The 19,861-nt window shown below is 38.9% G+C and carries 13 protein-coding genes; 1 reads left to right on the top strand and 12 read right to left on the bottom strand.

The genetic code is table 11. The features are described from left to right. Positions 1-2 precede the first annotated feature (2 nt). Positions 3-1,424: a molybdopterin-synthase adenylyltransferase MoeB gene (gene moeB / locus AC0L7T_RS03255; protein ID WP_473341035.1), complete on the top strand. Its 1,422-nt coding sequence runs from the start codon at positions 3-5 to the stop codon at positions 1,422-1,424. A 343-nt stretch (positions 1,425-1,767) separates the two neighbouring features. On the opposite strand, the gene AC0L7T_RS03250 is transcribed toward moeB, so the two are convergent. From AC0L7T_RS03250 to bshC, 12 genes are all read right to left on the bottom strand, one after another. After that, complete coding sequence (locus AC0L7T_RS03250) at positions 1,768-3,276, bottom strand: IS1634 family transposase (RefSeq protein WP_473338654.1); 1,509 nt, start codon at positions 3,274-3,276, stop codon at positions 1,768-1,770. Positions 3,277-3,689: 413 nt separating this feature from the next. Further along, the gene (locus AC0L7T_RS03245; RefSeq protein ID WP_473341034.1) at positions 3,690-4,931 is read right to left on the bottom strand and encodes an IS1634 family transposase; all 1,242 of its coding nucleotides are present in this window, start codon (positions 4,929-4,931) and stop codon (positions 3,690-3,692) included. A gap of 359 nt (positions 4,932-5,290) precedes the next feature. Next, positions 5,291-7,654, bottom strand: coding sequence for an OmpA family protein (locus tag AC0L7T_RS03240; RefSeq protein ID WP_473341033.1), 2,364 nt, complete (start codon positions 7,652-7,654; stop codon positions 5,291-5,293). Between the two features lie 2 nt (positions 7,655-7,656). Further along, positions 7,657-8,631, bottom strand: a complete 975-nt coding sequence (locus AC0L7T_RS03235; protein ID WP_473341032.1) for a PorP/SprF family type IX secretion system membrane protein — start codon at positions 8,629-8,631, stop codon at positions 7,657-7,659. A gap of 40 nt (positions 8,632-8,671) precedes the next feature. Beyond that, positions 8,672-11,614 carry a T9SS type B sorting domain-containing protein gene (locus AC0L7T_RS03230; protein WP_473341031.1) on the bottom strand — a complete coding sequence of 981 codons (2,943 nt, stop codon included), beginning with the start codon at positions 11,612-11,614 and terminating at the stop codon, positions 8,672-8,674. 265 nt (positions 11,615-11,879) lie between these two features. Further along, complete coding sequence (locus AC0L7T_RS03225; protein ID WP_473341030.1) at positions 11,880-13,376, bottom strand: LruC domain-containing protein; 1,497 nt, start codon at positions 13,374-13,376, stop codon at positions 11,880-11,882. Positions 13,377-13,406: 30 nt separating this feature from the next. Next, a complete protein-coding gene (locus tag AC0L7T_RS03220) occupies positions 13,407-13,868 on the bottom strand; it encodes a hypothetical protein (protein WP_473341029.1) in 462 nt (153 codons plus the stop codon). A 582-nt stretch (positions 13,869-14,450) separates the two neighbouring features. Further along, positions 14,451-15,947 carry an LruC domain-containing protein gene (locus AC0L7T_RS03215; protein WP_473341028.1) on the bottom strand — a complete coding sequence of 499 codons (1,497 nt, stop codon included), beginning with the start codon at positions 15,945-15,947 and terminating at the stop codon, positions 14,451-14,453. Positions 15,948-15,977: 30 nt separating this feature from the next. Then, positions 15,978-16,439 (bottom strand): hypothetical protein, encoded by a 462-nt coding sequence (locus tag AC0L7T_RS03210; protein ID WP_473341027.1) that lies wholly within the window; start codon positions 16,437-16,439, stop codon positions 15,978-15,980. 727 nt (positions 16,440-17,166) lie between these two features. Then, positions 17,167-17,658 (bottom strand): hypothetical protein, encoded by a 492-nt coding sequence (locus tag AC0L7T_RS03205; RefSeq protein WP_473341026.1) that lies wholly within the window; start codon positions 17,656-17,658, stop codon positions 17,167-17,169. A 12-nt stretch (positions 17,659-17,670) separates the two neighbouring features. Further along, complete coding sequence (locus AC0L7T_RS03200) at positions 17,671-18,258, bottom strand: 5-formyltetrahydrofolate cyclo-ligase (protein WP_473341025.1); 588 nt, start codon at positions 18,256-18,258, stop codon at positions 17,671-17,673. Then, positions 18,218-19,813 carry a bacillithiol biosynthesis cysteine-adding enzyme BshC gene (gene bshC / locus AC0L7T_RS03195; protein WP_473341024.1) on the bottom strand — a complete coding sequence of 532 codons (1,596 nt, stop codon included), beginning with the start codon at positions 19,811-19,813 and terminating at the stop codon, positions 18,218-18,220. Before bshC ends, AC0L7T_RS03200 begins: the two co-directional genes overlap by 41 nt. Positions 19,814-19,861: the final 48 nt, after the last annotated feature.

Below are 19,861 nucleotides of genomic sequence, written 5' to 3'. Positions count from 1 at the left end.
TTATGGCAACTGTTTTCATTCCAACTCCTTTGCGGAAATTTACAGAAAATGTTTCCAAGATTGAGATCGATGCTCAAACTGTAGGGGACTTATTGGAAGCTATGTCCAAAAGTTACCCTGAATTAAAAAAATACTTGTATACTCCGGAAGGAAAAATACCTTCTTTCATCAATATTTTTGTTGACGATGATGACATAAGGAATTTGAAGATGGAAAAGACCTCCATCTCTTCAAATAATTTGGTCAGTATTGTCCCTGCCATCGCTGGAGGCATAGACGATGTAACCTTTACCAATGCTGAACTGGCGAGGTATAACAGGCATATCATTATCCCTGAGTTTGGAATAGAGGCGCAAAAAAAGCTTAAAAGCGCCAGGGTTTTGGTCGTAGGTTCTGGGGGACTTGGTAGTCCTTTGCTATTATATCTTGCCGCTGCAGGAGTTGGGACGATCGGAATTGTGGATTTCGATATTGTGGAAGACAGCAACCTACACAGGCAGGTGTTGTTTGGCGTAGATGAAATCGGCCTTCCAAAAGTAGCCGCTGCGAAAAAAAGATTAGAGGGTATCAATCCCTACATTACTATTGAAACCTACAATGAGAAATTAACCAGTGTAAATGCACTGGAGCTGATTTCACAATACGATGTGATAGCCGACGGAACGGACAACTTTCCTACAAGGTACCTGGTAAATGATGCTTGCGTTTTGTCAAATAAAACAAATGTATACGCCTCAATATTCCAATTTGAAGGTCAGGTGTCTGTTTTTAATCACTTAATCGATGGTGTAAGAGGTCCCAATTACAGGGACTTGTACGAAACCCCGCCACCAGCAGGATTGGTCCCTAATTGTGCTGAAGGTGGAGTCCTAGGGGTATTGCCTGGTATTATAGGAAGTTTACAAGCCCTTGAAGTAATCAAGGTAATTACTGGGGTAGGGGAAGTGCTCAGTGGTAAATTATACACTTTTGACGCTTTGTCCTTCCACGCCAACACATTTAAGGTGAGAAAAAAGGACAGCAATCCATTGAATGGGGCAAATCCTACCATCACGACCCTAATTGATTATGAAGAATTCTGTAATATTGGCAATGAGGAAAGGCAGATTAAAGAAATAGGCGCGGATGAATTGAATGCACTTATCGAAGGTGAGGAGATCTTTCAGTTGATAGATGTTAGAGAACAGAATGAATTCGACCTGGCCAATATTGGAGGAGAATTAATTCCTTTGGAAACCATTTTAAATAATTCAAATAAAATAAAGCGAGACCGAAAGGTAGTGGTCCACTGTAAAATGGGAGGAAGAAGCGCAAAAGCTATACGTGATCTTGAAACTCAGTTTGGATTTGAGAATCTATACAACCTTAAGGGCGGTATAATCAACTATTTAAACCAATATGAGCCAGATTTTAAGGCCGATTAAAAGAGGGAACTGAAGATTACATTAAGTTCTCAGAGAATTAAATAACAAAACCCCTCCTGTCTTCATCATTGGGACACCTAAAATCAGGAAAAGTGCTTTAAAATTGACTGTTGTTCAATAGTTTTATCTAAAAGCATTATTTTCTCCTTTCCTGAAGGGAGTTTTAAGATAATCCCGAAAATTGTTTTGAGTATATCCAGGGCTTTTTCTGCACTAAGAGCTATTCCTTTTTCCTTTAATTGCCTTTCAAACTCTTTATAAAGCTTACAGGAAGCAAAGGCAATGCTTAACCCAACTTGGCTATTGAGTAAATTAACATTTTGATTATTAGTGTTTTACAAAATCAGTGGTACACTACATATTTTTTCACTGCCTTTTGTGTATCCGTACAGCCAGTGGCCTTGTAGATCTGTTGGACTTCCCTGATTGGCTTTGAGGGTTTTCTTATGTGGATATCCTTTTTATCGGTTGGCAGTTCTATGGTCTGGATGGTCTGTGTGGCCATGATGCGCAGGATATTCTTCCAGTCATGACGGATGCCTTTTTTCCGGAGCATGTACCGGATGGTATTTACCAGTTGATAGGCCAATATGGTCAGGTAGATGTGTGCTTCGATCCTTTCGTCATTTTGATGGAAAACTGGTCTGATGCTCAGGTCAGACTTCAGGCATCTGAAGGTAGATTCCACCTCTCTTATGGTGTTGTAAATATCCCAAAGCTCTTTTTCCCCAGGATCCTTATAACTGGTACGGATAAAATATACCCCCTTTTCCTTCTCATCTCGTACCGAGTCGGCCCTGCGTTCCCATTTTATGTCGGTGGCTGTCCCTTTGGACTGCTCTACGTTGACCTGATATCTGCCGGATGCCCGATTGTGTTTTTGCTTTGCCCTGCCGATCCGCTCCCATACTTTTTCAACCTTTTTGGTGCCTCCCTTTTTGTTGAGGGCCGCTCTGATGCCTTGCAGCTCTTCTTCAAAACGCCCTGCCAGTTTTCCGGCCATTGATTCTTCCTTCTTCCTTTTGGCAGCACTCTGCACGTACATCCAGGTGTCTGAATAGCCTTTAGGGTGGAAAATGGCCAGCTTCACTTTGTTCTTGTCCCTGTCGGTAAACTGGCTGACGGTTGTTGCCGCCGAATAATTCCGAAGCCTTTTGCGTGATACGCAGACATAGTCATAGCCCTTTTCCCTAATCAGGGCCAAGTTGTCCTCCGTGGCAATCCCGGCATCCATCACGATGGTCTTTTTATGGGCCTTGCCACTGTGTCTTTCCAGGTCTTCCACCATATCGGAGAGTGTGTTGGTATCAGGCTTGTTGCCTTCGTAGATACGGGAGTGCCGGATAAATCCCTGGGCATTGATAACCCCGGTAAAGACCACCAACGGACAGTCGCTCCTCTTTTCCTTGCTTCTTCCATGGAAGGCTAACTTACTGCCCTTTTTGCCTGTCTCAAAATAAGTATTGCTGATATCGAAGATGACCAGCTTGTCCTCAATGTCAAACATATCGGTGATATGGTCATATAAGAAACTGTCAATCTTCTCTTTGTGGGCGTAAAGTTGATCGGAAACTGCATAAAGCTGTTTATGGGTGATCGAAGAGCGGTATCCGAAACATCCTGCCAGTTCGCTGTTCATCTCCAGCAGCTGTGCGGTTTTGTACTCGGAACTGGAAAAAACAGCCCGTGAGGCGATGGCTATCAGTGCCTTATCAGCCTGCTTACCCTCAAAACCCAGGTTGAGCAGGCATTCCCTTAGCTTAAGCTTGTCCAATACCTGCCTGCACAAATGTTCGCCGCCAAAGCTCTTCACATCGGCCACTTGAAGTCCTTTGATATCGACATGGTGCATCTCGGCCCTCTCGGGTGCCGGGGGGATGGAGACCTGGTCCGGTTCTGGCTCGCCGTATTTGATAAGGTACTTTTCGTAAAGAGACAAAGCCAGTGTGTGCAAATATTCGGGGGCATCATGGGGAAAGATGTCGGGTTGCATGAAAATCTTCGATTTAAGCATGCTCAGGACAATTTTCCGGTTATCCTTGTCTGCCAGAAGGGGGTCTGAGCCCAGGTACAGTATGACGTTCTGTTTGACTTTTCCTTCAATCCTGGAGGTTTGAACCAGATTGTACTGGAAAAAAGTTTTGCTGTCTTTGCTTCGCTGTTTTTTGACTTCCCTGATGAACATGACACAAATATAGGAAATGTAAAATAAACAAACAACAACCGTACATCACTACAAATGAAAAAAGCCAAAATAATCGGCCTTTAAACGCAATAAAGGCACTTACACCTCTGAAAATTCATGAAAATATGATGCGTAGAGCCAAGTTGGGTTAAGTGAGCCTCAATCCTTCTTTTTTTATAATGGAATATTGGTCTGATTTTCAGATCAGTTTTTGTTATTCTGAAGGTGCGCTCTACTTGCCAGAGCTGCCTATAACTATCCATCACTTGGTCTGCTGACAGCTTTGTATTAGTCACATACCCCTTCAGCCCATCCCAGGCACTATCTTTCTCGTATTTTTGCTCATCTATAGTAATTGTCACATCTCCTTCTAGTTTGAGGTATTTGTTGTAACCTTTGTTGTTTATATGCTTCTTGGATAGTTTCCCTGAAGCCAATTTTTTTTTGAGTCTCTCCATTCCTTTTGCTCTGTTGTGGGCATCTTTTGATGCTCTAGATGAGGAAAATTGAACAATCAGACGAAGCCCATCTGGTCTTTTTAATTCAGAATATTTCTTGTCTTCAAGCTTTAGACTTAAGATTTTCTTTTTGAGGGTATCCGTTTCATTTTTGATCCTTCCTCCTAATATAAACTCACAGTTCTTTGCCCTTAGAAGTTTTATATTACTGTTCGACATTAGACCTGCATCAGCGATTACAGTTAGCTTTTCGAGCTTATATTTGGCTTTAAATCGTTCGATTACAGGTAACATGGTATGACCTTCAAAACTATTCCCTTGAAAGGCTTCGTAATCCAGCGGATAGCCATTTTGGGATACTAAAAGCCCTAGTACAATCTGGGGATTACTATGCTTGCCATCCTTGCTAAATCCAGATATCCTGAAGTCATCTTCATCCGCAGCCTCAAAGTACAACGTGGTTACATCATAAAATATCATTCCGAACTGACCACCAAGTACACCAACTGTATGTGTATAGCTGATCTTCTTTGCCTCCTCCATATGTGATTTATGGAACCTGTCCATGAAACGATAAATCTCATTAACAGAGATAGTAATGCCCTTGTATTTTTGGAGATAATCTATCGTTTTAAGCTTGCTGACGGGATAAATTAGTCTAGAAATTACCAAATGCCTGAATAGTTCTTCGGGTATAAGATTAAACCCAATTTGGTCAAAAATCCTCCCTAAAACGAGCTCAGGTCCAAGCATTTGAACTTTCTGGATGCTATTGTAAACCGACTGATAAAAAATATCATCATCTTGTTGACGAAAAGCAAGCGTTTGCTGCCCATGATAACTCATAATAAATTCATCGGCCATTTTTTTAGTTTTTTGACCTCAAACTCATCAGAAGAACTTCCGATTGTTTTTACAACATAAACTCCTGAACTTTTATCTATAACCTGAACTGATACACTTCCAGATCGATTCGTTTTAGCCCTCACAAACATGAAATAAAGCTACAAATAAAAGAACGGGACACCCAAGACACCAACAAAAAATAGCCTCAGGCGCTGGAATCAAATGTTATTAGTTTTATAGTTGAAAATTGATGAAGTCAGGAAAGAGGGAACTGAAGATTACATTAAGTTCTCAGAGAATTAAATAACAAAACCCCTTAGTGCCACTAAGGGGTTTTGTTATTATTGAATACAAGTGCTAACCGGAATCCGGCATGGCTATTCTTCTTTTTTAGACCAATTTTTATTCAGTTGTGGTAAGCTAAGTTCAGTTCTGCGATTGATCTGGTGCATGGCTGGAGTACAGGGTTTGCCATCACAATCATTGAAAGGTTTCTTTTTTCCGAAAAACTCATAATCCATTCTCTCTGGAGAAACGCCCCTGTCTTCAAGGTATTTCTTTACTACCAAAGCACGCTTTTCAGATAACTTTTGATTGTAGGCATCACTACCTCTGTTGTCCGTATGACCACTAATTTCCAACCTTCGTTGAAGCATTTCTCTAAGTAAAAATGCCACCCTTTCTAAAGCCATCATGTCTTCACCACTGAGCGTTGCTTTATCAAAGCCAAAATAAATGGTAGGCAATTCTACTGGTAACTGCACATTGCTAATGTCACAAAGATCAAGGTCTTTCATTTCAGGAGGTAAATTATAGGCTTTTCCTTCCTCTGGGAAGGCTAGCAACAATAATTCTGTCCTTCTATTGATCTGGTGTTTATTTTCTGGACATGGTACACCATCTCCGCAGTCAATGGCAGGCTCTTTTTCTCCAAACCACTCCGCTTCAATTCTTGATCGAGCGATACCATACTGTCCTAAATAATCCCTTACTGCATCGGCTCTTCTTTCACTCAGTGCCTCATTATAGGCTTCGCTAGCGCGTGAATCTGTATGGGACCGAACAGCTATGTTCAAAAATGAATAGGATTTCAATAGTTCAGCAACCTTGTCCAATGACGCTTCAGCATCATTCCTTATCGCTGACTCATCCAGGTTGTAGAACACCAAATCTACATAAGCTGTGGTATTATAAGGTATACGCACCATCTGATAAGTCTTTTCCAAGGAAGCTTCTTTCAGTCCTTTTGTGCTCAGTGTCTTGTCATGAATAGAAAAGTACCCCTCCTTCTTAATCGCTATTTCGAAGTCCTCTTCAGGAGCTACTGATGCTTGCAATTTTCCTTTTCCATCTTGCTTAACATCTACATTAACCCTCTCAGCACCTTCCATCAGGCTTACTTCCAAAGGACCTGACAATTGCTCGCCATTACAACCCAGGATTAAAGCCTGAAAATCTTTATAGAGGGTTTCTATTTCAAAAATATCGTCCCATCCTTTGCTTTCAGGCCTGTTAGAAGAGAGAATGGTTTTATTATCTGAAGTAATGAATAAGCCGAAATCATCCTGAGAAGAGTTATAAGGAATGCCTAGGTTTCTTATGTCTGAAAACCTATTTCCAGTAATACTAGACTCAAATATATCTAGACCACCTAAACCAATATGACCATCCGAAGCAAAATACAATTTACCCTCTTTCAAATAAGGGGCACTTTCATTTCCTTCCGAATTAATTTTACTACCCAAATTTATTGGAGCATTAAATTCAAAATCTCCATTATAATCCATATAGTACAAGTCAAAACCACCTAGACCACCAGGCATATCGGATGAGAAATACAGTCGCTTGTTTGTTTCATCCACAAATGGATTCTTTATACCGTATTCAAGCGGAGCATTTATCGACAGGCCTTTAAAATCTGTCATTTGACCCTCCGCATTGATCTGACTAAAATAGATCTCTGAATGGACTTCATAACTTCCCGACTGCCTAATATCTCTAGTCACCGTATAAAAGATCACAGGACTTTCTTGTAAAGCATAAGGATCAGTTGCATGGAATACATTTGGTACCGGAATGGCAAGGGATTCAACTTCACCAGCTTCATCCATCCTGTAGATGCTCAAAAAGTCTCTGCCGGTCCAATCTGAATTCTTATTGTAATATTTATAACTTTTAACAATTCTTATTCCTCGCTTCTTTCGATCTGAAACTCCACCTCTATCAGATGAGAAATAAATGTTCCCATCGCTATCTTTGGATATTCCGAAATCAGCACTTGTAGTATTGACACCTTCAACACCTATAACCCCGGCATTGGCTTTGGTACCATACCAGTATTTTAGTGAGTCTAAATCGAGATTTATTGTTGGAGAGGAATATTTTCCATTTAATGAATCCAAGGCATTGAAAACTGCATCTCTTTTATCGGCTTGATTAGCGGCGGCGATATAGGATAACCAATCATCGGTAGTAGCCTCTGAATATTCCACTACTCTTTTCCACCAATCATAGCTTTTCTGATAATCCTTCAAAAAGGTAAATCCTTCAGCAGCTCCTTTTGCTGCCCTATAGCTCGATCTCTTATTGTATGCTTTTGCGTAAGCATCGGCAGCTTCAAAATAATTCGATTCCACAGCTTTTTGCTGGGCATACCTTAACAGTCCGTTCTGAGCCTGTACTTGACAGGCCATGGTACTGAATAAAATTACAGGCAAGAAATAAATAAAAATCTTTTTCATATTTAGAACCATCTTGGGTTTTTCATATTCACTTTTCTTGGGGAGATATAGTAACCTAAAGACATCTCATGACTATTGTTTCTCAGTCCATTAAAGGCATTGGTTTGCACATCATAGGCATATCCCAATCTGAGTTTTTCTGTAGCAAATAATTCTAGAATTAAGGCAACTGCATTTTTAGCAGAAAGATTTGTAGGCAAATCTGTAGCTCCAATTTTTAGATTGGTACGGTAAGAAGCTCCTGCCCAAACCCTATCCATAAATAAAAACATGCCATTAAGGTCCAGATTGGTTGGGCCACTCCCTCCGTTTCTCATCAGAAAAGAGGGCTTGAACTGTACTTCATCAGAAATAGGAAACAAGGCACCTGCCGTTAGGTAATAGTGCACATCATGATATGCCAGGGCAACTGCTTTTTCTTCCAGATTTTGTTTGCCTATTAAATTGTAAGCACTGAATCCAGCATAAAATTTGGGCGTATGAAAAAAGATTCCCGTGTTTAAATTGGGCGTATAAACATTGACCCTACCTTCCGGCAACTCTCCATCTCCAAAATCATTGGGATCAAACATGGTACCATCTATGGCATACTCCGAAACCCCTCCACTGACTCCAATTCCCAAAAAGGATGAATTTCCAGTTTGGATTCTATAAGCATAAGTCAGCAAAGCAGTGTTGGTTTTTGTAGGCCCTACTTCATCAGTCATAATTGATGCCCCAAAACCCATCAAACCTTCATTTGCGCTTAGGTCTGCTGTAACAGTAAAGGTGGTAGGTGCACCAGGCAAGCTTCCCCACTGACTTCTATAGGTAGACTGTACATAATGTTCCCCTTTGTATCCTGCATAGGCAGGGTTGACATGTAAGCCATTAAACATGTATTGGCTAAACTGGGGCAACTGCTGGGCCACAGACCAATTCATCCCAACAGGAAATAATATCACCAAAAATCCAAAAACTCTAAAAATATTCTTCATCGAACTTATTATTTTAATGCTGCTACTATACACAAAATCACTATTTTATGACCTGAACCCAACCCTTGTAGGTCTGTTCATCACCACTATTGTCCGTGATCACCAGGACATAAAAGTAAGCTCCAGAATTTAGTCCTTGTGCGGCCCAATCGTTTCTGTAATCCTCTGATTCGAAAACATGGTCACCATTCCGATTGAGAATAGTCAAGGAGCTTTTTGCGAAATTTTCAATGCCTTTTATTTCAAAAGTATCGTTCTTACCATCCTGAGTTCCCGGGGTAATAACGTTTGGCACAAAAAACCTTATGATTTGATTGGTATCACTATCATCTTGGTTGGCTGAGTTGTTGGCTTGATCATCTGGCACTTCCACGTTCACCGTATTGGTCACCGTACCTAAACCGTTAGCCTGTACCTTGATGACATAAACGATTTCCTGATCCGCCGCAATATTTGGAATGGTCCAGCTTAAAGTGTTACCTGAAAGCGTTGCCCCTGGGTCTGTACCTGTAAAGCCAAGAAATACCACATTGGTTGGCAATTGGTCACTCACTTGAACATTCTCAGCTGAATTTCCTCCATTGTTAGTTATTCGGATTTCATATTCAAATTCGTTCCCTTCATAAATGGCTTTGCCAAAAGAGGTCTTAGATACACTAATATCAACAGGCTTGGCTACTACCTCGACCGGTGATGCGGTCACCTGATCTGTAAATTCGCCTACACTAATATTAGCAGTATTGATTTTCTCTCCGCGCTCAGCACCCATTGCTTCAAGTTGAAGGCTTGTTGATTGTCCGGCATCAAGCGTTGCAATCACCCAACTCCCTTCTGTACTTTGGGCTGGTGTTGTTCCCATGTTTAATAAACCTGAAGGAAGCGGATCTGAAACCAATATATCTGTAAGGTCAAATTCCGAGTTATTGGTCAATGTAATGGTATAGGTCACTATTCCTCCTATCGGAATTTCAGACACATTTGAAGTTTTACTCAATGCCAGAAGAATTGGCCTTACGAGAACACTCACCTTGGCCTGATCACAGAACAACCTATCCGTATTTTCACAAATTTCATAGGTAAATGAATCACCTCCTGAAAAATTTGTATCAGGAGTATAGGTAACTAAACCACCATCTCCAATAGCAACTGTCCCATTTACAGGATTTGCTGTAATCAATAAGGTCTCTTCGAGTATTGCGCCTACATTAGTGAAATCATTGTCCAAAATTGGAATTTCAATGGCTACATTTTGATTGGTAACTACGTCGTCATCCTTTGCTTCTAGTTTTACATCTTGTAAACTAAACCTTATTTCTCCCTGGTCTTTATTGGCGGGGTTTATGGTCTCGACGAGATCGTACAACAAGACATATTCACCTTCTGGCAAACCAGTAGGCAATGTAAGCACACCGTCTTCAGAGAGGGTAACCCCTGTAAGTCCATCATTATCTGTCAATACTGCATCCACCCGGTCTGTCGTAACAGGTTCGCTGTTTATAAGGTCATTGTCTAAAACATTCCCTATTTCACCAGCTCTGTTCGAGTTGATTGGCCCAAAGCTATCATTCACTGCATCCAAAATCGTTGATTCCACAGTGATTGTTACTGAGGCTTGATCGCATTTCCCTGGGTCCTCTTTGTCACAAATTTGATACACCAGTTCAAAATTACCTGCGGGAATTCCCTCCAGAATATCAACAGAACCATCCGCAGTCAATACAACCTTGCCTCCTGAGTTATCACTAATGGTGGTTAGATTAACATTCTCAACCAGCGCTGGTAATCCATTCAACAGGTCATTGTCCAACACATTTAGCACACTATCCTTACCAAAACTATCGTCAAGTTCTATGCTCTCATCAAAGGCAATTGGAATGTATTCTATGACTTCTATGGTTACCTCCGCTTGGTCCGAATCGCCTCCACCTGTAGAGATTTCGTATACCATTTTGTATATGCCTGGAGGGGTATTTGGCGCAACATCCACAGATCCATCAAGGTTTAATATTATGTCTCCGCTTGGAAATGGCGTAATGGATTCCAAGGTCACATCAATTGGATTCAAAGGAAAACCATTCAGCTCATCATTATCGTAAACATTGAGCACACTTTCAGCTCCTAATTCGCTATTTACCCTTTCTGCCAAATCTGGGGTTGCAGAAATAGCATTTACAAAGAAAACCAGCTTTCCATCGGGTTCATTTACCGCAATTATTCTAATTCCAAAAATAGGTTCATCCGATTCAAATAATCCTGGGGAAAAAAGAACCATAAATTGGGTTTGTGTAGGCACATTGGATACATGGTTAATACCAGTATTCCATTGATAGCCCCTTACCTCAATCACATTTGCACTCTCTATGGGATCGCCGTTCTTATCCAAAGCAATAAAATCTGTCGCAGAATTTCCGTTTCTTTCGGTATAAAGCAAATACCCTGAAGTAACTACCTGATCTTTATATTCCAAATCTACGAATCGCTCACCTCTAGGTATAGACGGCTGTCCATTGATATCCCAGTAGGACCTAATATCAGGTGTTGAAACCACTGTTTCCAAGTTATTCAGGAACCCAGGATCCAGGTGGTTGGTAATTGTATTGTTAGAATGAACAATTTGAATGGCCTCAGGTCTGAGGTCCATTGATCCAATGGCTGGATTCGGATTTTCAACAGTTGGATTTCTTGTGGTGGCATAAATCACTTTATCCGAACCAATCTTAATAGCGCTAATCACTACTGGAACATCAGCTGGACTAGGATTTTCATTGCCATCCGGAGAGGTTTGAATCAATTCATTCCCTTCAATAACATACCTCACTTCCTCAATGGGTATATTATTTTCTGTGCCTGTAACCGTAACAGTTTGAGCTGAAACCTGTCCAAAAATGGCAAACCCGAATAGTAAAACAAATGGAATAAACTTTATGGGCCTCCTTAAAAAAAAATCAAGCCCAAGCTGTACCAATAAAATTAATCTTTTCATATAAAATTAAACTTAAAAACTAGTCGCAACACCGCTATACAAAAACTAAAGAATAAAATAGTCCCCAAAAATAGGGCTTTTATTTATAACTGACAAGAGCCTCAAAGGCACTTACATACTAAATTATATAGTTTTTTTTACTAATGATTTTAACCGTAAAAACCAGGTAACTCAAAAAGAGCCACCTGGTATCTAAAACAATAACCAATCATTAAAACCAAAAAAAATTTAATCCATTTTATTTACCATTTAATGGTAATAATTTTTATCTCGCATTCAACAATACTTTATCCGAACGATAACCTTTGTTATCCTGGTACCAATCTGGATAGGCTTCCCCTCCAGTAGCGGCCCACTGATAAAACATTTTGTACCCTGTTGTGATGTTTTCTTTGTTCATCATGTAAGGAATGCTTTCGGTTACATTTAGTGCCCAAGGAAGTGCATTGTCTTTTCCTTTATAGTATGCGTTCTCGTCGCCATTAGAATTGTCATCTTTGGTTCCGAAAAGAGATTTGTCAGCATGTGCCGTTGGCATTTTCCCGGGAAGGTGAACCTCTACTCCACGTTGTTGATTTACTATTAAGAAAGGATTGAAGTTTTCCAACGTTAGCTCATCAAGCTTAATTGACGTCCCTCTACTCCTGGTGGTAACTATTTGGTCTTTTAGGTACAATATGACACGCATCTCCTCGCCAGCCTGAACTGGGAAATTAGGATCGGTATTGATTCCTACTGCTCCTCCGCCTGGATGGGTAAGCACATTCTCTACCTTATCAAATACAATAATAGTAGCATACTCGTTGCCGTCTTCAAGGCCATTGCTCCTAAATTCATGTATGCTGTTAGAACTGATTATTGTACCCTCCATTTTGACTACCTGGCTAGGGGTAATCCCTGTTAATTCTATTCCAAAACCATTGGAATAACCAGCACCCGCAGCTCTTGGTGTTATGTCCAATATAACTTCTACGATATCCCCGTCGGCATCTGTAATCCTGTTGATCTTGTAATCTAAAACCAGGTCATTAAAATCATAATCTCCTTTGGCTGGCCATAGGTCTTCAAACATCAATGTTCCAGGTCCTTCAGGAGTAAGGTAGTTATTGTAAGCCTTGTATTTATCGTCTGGATAATCGTCTTCGTTATCTACTACGCCATCTCCATCTGTATCTTTTTTCTCTCCTTGTGGAAAGCAATTGGAAGATGGATCTGAGTAATATTCTCCAGGAATTTCAATATTGTCTATTGCCATTAAGGCATCCTTTCCTTCAACCACAAAAACAAATTGAACTTTTCCTATTGCCCCTTCCATGTCCTTGGAGATTTTAAAGTCGGCTTTTTTAGTTTTATCCTTGTTTTTACTCCCATAGTTTACTTCATGGTAACCTAGGTATTCATAATCTGAGTTTTCTCCGTTTTTCTCATTGTCCTCGTCAAAAGGTATAAAGAAAGCATAAACCTTTGCTTCATCCACATCGGAATAAGGCGTCAAATCCATTTCAATTTTACCCTTTTCAAATTTTATCCATGGAGATTTAATATCAGAACGATTTCCCCTACTGCTTCCTTCAGCTATAAAACTATACTCCCCATCAGAAACATAATCTGAGTCATCAGTCAAAGTAATATCATAAAAATCCCAACATGTGGAAGTGTAATCTTTCAAGCTTCCCAATTCGCCATCATTGTTGACTTCATTGTCTGCAAATGACTGATAACTAATCAATCCAAATAAATAACAAAATAATAATTTTCTCATTGCCTTAATAGTTTAAAAATTTTCGTGATTTTATTCGAAGCTTATTTCTGTAAATACTATATCCAGTTCATCAACTTCTCTTTCTGACTCAAAAAGGAAGGATACTGAATTGTTTAGCACTTCAGAGGTTTTCTCAGTTGCTCCGTATTTCATTGTAATCACATCAATATTTGAAGGTAGGTCAAAGGTCATTACAAAATCTTCATGCATTTTGTGTGAGCCAGCAAAAATCTCAGTCCCTTCACCGGTCAATAATGATAACTTTTGATTAATACCCACATCCATTGCCATTCCTTCGATGTTCACGGTAATTTCATTGGTTGTTTTCCAATCAAAAAATTCTGATACAACCAAATCATCAATGCTTTCTACATCATCGGTAATCAACTTTGTATTGTCTTCCAATTGTTCTTCTACACAGGAGGAGAAAAATACCAGAATAGGGATAATTAATGTAAGGATTTTAAATCCAATTATTTTACTGTTTTTCATTGTTAAGCTGTTTACTGTAATCCAAAAAGTAGCGTGATATGCATCACTGAAATAATATGATACAAATATCCTCTTTTTCAAGTGTCCTAAGGGAATTATTCGATCAACTCGGGAATATGGTCGGCTAAACCATGCTTTAAGAGGGTTGAATATTTATTAATAGTTGGTTTTCAGGCATAAATGTAGAAAACATACAGAAGGCGAAAAAGTATTCCCCAATAAAAGAGAGTGGTTCAGTGATACAAAATTCTTTTTATTATTCGAAAACCAAATTTTATAGTGGGAAATATTTAACATGGATATTACTGTTTATAAGAGCTTGTTTTATGCATTTCAAAACATTCGGAAATTTAAGCAAAATTTCAAAAAGCATATTACTAGTTTTGTTCAACCAAATTTGGGAAAATCATGGCAATAAGAATCCACAAAAATTGAGTAATCCTTAATCTTAAAAAATCCATTTTTAAAATTTTAATCATTTTCGGATGATTTTAAACTACTAAAAACCAGGCAACTCTTAAAAAAGTCACCTGGTTTTCGATGTAATAAACAACCAATGATAAGATAAAAAAATTATACTACTTATCTCGCATTCAACAATACTTTATCCGAACGATAACCTTTGTTATCCTGGTACCAATCTGGATAGGCTTCCCCTCCAGTAGCGGCCCACTGATAAAACATTTTGTACCCTGTTGTGATGTTTTCTTTGTTCATCATGTAAGGAATGCTTTCGGTTACATTTAGTGCCCAAGGAAGTGCATTGTCTTTTCCTTTATAGTATGCGTTCTCGTCGCCATTAGAATTGTCATCTTTGGTTCCGAAAAGAGATTTGTCAGCATGTGCCGTTGGCATTTTCCCGGGAAGGTGAACCTCTACTCCACGTTGTTGATTTACTATTAAGAAAGGATTGAAGTTTTCCAACGTTAGCTCATCAAGCTTAATTGACGTCCCTCTACTCCTGGTGGTAACTATTTGGTCTTTTAGGTACAATATGACACGCATCTCCTCGCCAGCCTGAACTGGGAAATTAGGATCGGTATTGATTCCTACTGCTCCTCCGCCTGGATGGGTAAGCACATTCTCTACCTTATCAAATACAATAATAGTAGCATACTCGTTGCCGTCTTCAAGGCCATTGCTCCTAAATTCATGTATGCTGTTAGAACTGATTTTTGTACCCTCCATTTTGACTACCTGGCTAGGGGTAATCCCTGTTAATTCTATTCCAAAACCATTGGAATAACCAGCACCCGCAGCTCTTGGTGTTATGTCCAATATAACTTCTACGATATCCCCGTCGGCATCTGTAATCCTGTTGACCTTGTAATCTAAAACCAGGTCATTAAAATCATAATCTCCTTTGGCTGGCCATAGGTCTTCAAACATCAATGTTCCAGGTCCTTCAGGAGTAAGGTAGTTATTGTAAGCCTTGTATTTATCGTCTGGGTAATCGTCTTCGTTATCTACTACGCCATCTCCATCTGTATCTTTTTTCTCTCCTTGTGGAAAGCAATTGGAAGATGGATCTGAGTAATATTCTCCAGGAATTTCAATATTGTCTATTGCCATTAAGGCATCCTTTCCTTCAACCACAAAAACAAATTGAACTTTTCCTATTGCCCCTTCCATGTCCTTGGAGATTTTAAAGTCGGCTTTTTTAGTTTTATCCTTGTTTTTACTCCCATAGTTTACTTCATGGTAACCTAGGTACTCATAATCTGAGCTTTCTCCATTTTTCTCATTGTCCTCGTCAAAAGGTATAAAGAAAGCATAAACCTTTGCTTCATCCACATCGGAATAAGGCGTCAAATCCATTTCAATTTTACCATTTTCAAATTTTATCCATGGAGATTTAATATCAGAACGATTTCCCCTACTGCTTCCTTCAGCTATAAAACTATACTCCCCATCAGAAACATAATCTGAGTCATCAGTCAAAGTAATATCATAAAAATCCCAACATGTGGAAGTGTAATCTTTCAAGCTTCCCAATTCGCCATCATTGTTGACTTCATTGTCTGCAAATGACTGATAACTAATCAATCCAAATAAATAACAAAATAATAATTTTCTCATTGCCTTAATAGTTTAAAAATTTTCGTGATTTTATTCGAAGCTTATTTCTGTAAATACTATATCCAGTTCATCAACTTCTCTTTCTGACTCAAAAAGGAAGGATACTGAATTGTTTAGCACTTCAGAGGTTTTCTCAGTTGCTCCGTATTTCATTGTAATCACATCAATATTTGAAGGTAGGTCAAAGGTCATTACAAAATCTTCATGCATTTTGTGTGAGCCAGCAAAAATCTCAGTCCCTTCACCGGTCAATAATGATAACTTTTGATTAATACCCACATCCATTGCCATTCCTTCGATGTTCACGGTAATTTCATTGGTTGTTTTCCAATCAAAAAATTCTGATACAACCAAATCATCAATGCTTTCTACATCATTGGTAATCAACTTTGTATTGTCTTCCAATTGTTCCTCTACACAAGAGGAGAAAAATACCAGAATAGGGATAATTAATGTAAGGATTTTAAATCCAATTCTTTTACTGTTTTTCATTGTTAAGCTGTTTACTGTAATCCAAAAAGTAGCGTGATATGCATCACTGAAATAATATGATACAAATATCCTCTTTTTCAAGTGTCCGATGGGGATTATTCGATCAACTCGGGAATATGGTCGGCTAAACCATGCTTTTAGAGGGTTGAATATTTATTAATAGTTGGTTTTCAGGCATAAATGTAGAAAACATACAGAAGGCGAAAAAGTATTCCTCAATAAAAGAGAGTGGTTAACTGATACAAAATTCTTTTTATTATTCGAAAACCAAATTTTATAGTATTAATAATTAAGTATGCAATATTTTGATTTATAACCTCGCATTTGCGCCGATTGGTAAAATAATAAAATTGATTTTATCCAGAACACGTACTTTACATGCTTTGAAACGGATTAGCCAAGACCTCTTAATCTTAATAAAAGTTGAATGAGTAGACCTTTTTATTGGTAACCGAAACATAGGAGGACTCCTGGGATGGGCAACACTAGGGCAAATGCTATTTCCTCAAGGAGGTGACTTCTACCAATGGAAAAATCAAGTGCATAATTTAATTACCGAAATCAAAGAAAAAAATATATCTGGATTAATGGTAACCCTATTTAAAATCTATAGTCTGCTGCGAGGTAATTCTGTAAAGGGGCAGCTTTATTTCCTAAATTGAAATAAATAAAAATTCAATACAAAAAAAACAGACCGTGAAAATACATCACGGCCTGCCTAAAATCATCAAAATATGTAACGAACGGAAAGTGCAAAATCATCACCCCAGAATCCTCCTCCATTGACCAGGTTAATGGCTGGTTTAAAGTCCAATGAAAAATTAATCGGTAGCTCCTCTAAAACATAATCCAGACCTACAATTCCATCAATCCCTATAATAGTAGACCCTTTGTAATCACTTTTCGCCCAGTAAGGGTTTCCTGCACCACTATTCCAACTTCCTATATGTGCACCACCACCGTAAAACCATCCAAGCCCACTGACATCCTCAATGTCTTTATGGATCTCATAAAGTCCGGTAATCAACAATCCTCTCCATCTGGTATGCACTATACCTTCAAGCGCTACATCCTCCTTAATAAAATGTCTAACACTTAATCCACTGCTTGAACCAACACGCAAACCAACTGCAGTATTATAGGCTTGGGCTTTACTTTCATTCGAAATCGAAATAATCAGAATCATTGCCATTGCGGCAAACATTGCTTTTTTCATCATTGTTATTGTTGTTTAATTATTTTTATCAAAAACGACCATTCCCTCCGGATATATACATCCATCCAATGGGACATCGTGAAATTCATGAGGAATTACTTTCTCCAATGGTGCCTTGAATGACAAGCCAATTTTCAACACATCAGACCCAAGTTCCTTGAAATATTCATCGTAAAAACCCAGACCGTAGCCTAATCGGTTGCCCAAGGTATCTATCCCTAATAATGGAACGAATACCAAATCAATCAAATTGGCTTCGGCTACAAATTCTGCTGGAACGGGTACAGGTATTCCCATTTTGTCATTCTCATAAACTGTTTCAGCAGTCAACCTGACAGTAGCCATTTTTCGCGAACCGTGAACTGTAACCGAACTGTAAACCTGATAATCTAATTGAAAAAGTCTTCGCAATAATGGTACCGTATTTATCTCAAGCAATCTTTTTATGGGTAAAAAAACATGAATGTGCTTCACCTTTGGGAATTGTTTCAAGAATTCAAGGCAATTGGCGGTGATACTTTCTGAGTACCTCTCTCTTTTTTCAGCGCTTAATTCTTTGCGCTCATTTCTGAGTTGTTTTCTTAGTATTTCTTTCGTTACCATCCTCCTTTAATAGTATAAAATTAAAGTCCAACGGATCAAAGGTATCAAAAAGCTCTTGGATAAAATCCGGGTTACCTAAATAGAATTCTAGAAAATTGATTTTTCTCTCTTGTAATGTTCCTTTAGGAAAAAGCGTGTCCTTAATCTCGTATAATTGTCGGATGGCTATTGCGTTTTTCTTTTCCTCAGCCTTCCGAAATTTAGTCGCTACCTGATCTAAAACTTTCTCGTTTCGCTTGTGTGCCGCTCTTACCGCATAGCCTAAAGTAGCATCCATTGACGAAGATTTTTCCTCCAATGCTTCAAAAATGGCGGCCAATTCATTTTTTTCGTCTTTCAACTCCAGGTCTTGACCGGCATGTTCCTTTACATAAGTTATTCGTAAATCATCAATGGGAAGAAAAAGCTCCTTCTCTTTCAATCCTAGTTTTTTCATTTTCCGCTGAACAGAAACAGGTAAGACCATTGCAAAATTCCTTGGCAGTAGGAAGGGATATTCTACTGAATAATGTTTGAATACACTTTTCAATTGAAACCAATAGGCAACCTCAGCAGGACCACCTAGGTAGGCCAGATTCGGCAAGATCACTTCTTGATAAAGGGGGCGCATGACAACATTGGGACTAAAATTTTCAGGTTTTTCTTCAATATGCCTTGCCATTTCCTTTTCAGTCCATTCATTTTTACCATCATGGGTTTTAAACATACCGTCTTCACAAATCAACCTTTCCCTTCTACCGCTTTCCATATAAAAGAAATTAATCTCTCTCGGAAAGATTTGAGTCGTATAACCAGCTTCTTCCAAAGCACAATTACATTCCTTCACAAGGTCATTGGCAGTTGATGAAAAGAGATCGTCCTTGATTACAGGGATAAACATTTCCTTCAATGCTTTTTCGTTCGCATCTAGTATTACCAGGCCTTTGGCGGCAAACAAATGATGAACATATTTCCTTACGGCTTCTTTTAAAAACTTGCTTTCAGTATAGGCTGCTTTGAAAAAGTCAGGTAAAAAAGGCATTTCCCCGAGTAACTTTTTCAAGGATTTATCCAATACGAATTCACCAACTGCCCCAGTTTGATCGGTATCCCATTGATAATTCTTACCATCAAAATAAAAATGATTGATCTCTTCAAAATCATGGTCTTCACTTGCCATCCAGTAAACTGGAATGAACTGGTACCCGGGATTTTCTTTTTGAAGCTTTTCTGCCAGCGCAATGGTAGAAACGATCTTATAAATAAAATAAGAAGGGCCAGTCATTAGATTAAGCTGGTGGCCGGTGGTTACCGTAAAAGTGTTGGATTGTTTAAGTTTTTGAATGTTTGCCATGACTTCGGCACCCTCAAACCCTTCATATTGTTGCTGTAAAACATTTACGAGCGTATTTCTTTTCTCTTGGTCAAACGCTTTGTTTGCAATGGACTGTTTAAAATTCCCCAAATCTGGAAACTCCTTATAGAACTGCTTTACTGATTGCTTGTTTTGAATATAGTCTAAAAAAAGTGATGAAAACAGGCCAGTACAGGCTGGGTCTAAAGTGGATTTTAACATAAAAGGTGAAATTTCATTGTTGTTAAGGCAGCTATTGAATGCATTAAA

This window comes from Cyclobacterium sp. 10D3-21, from assembly GCF_055809755.1.
The sequence above is the reverse complement of the archived record's forward strand: the minus strand, read 5'-3'. Positions and strand labels throughout refer to the sequence as shown.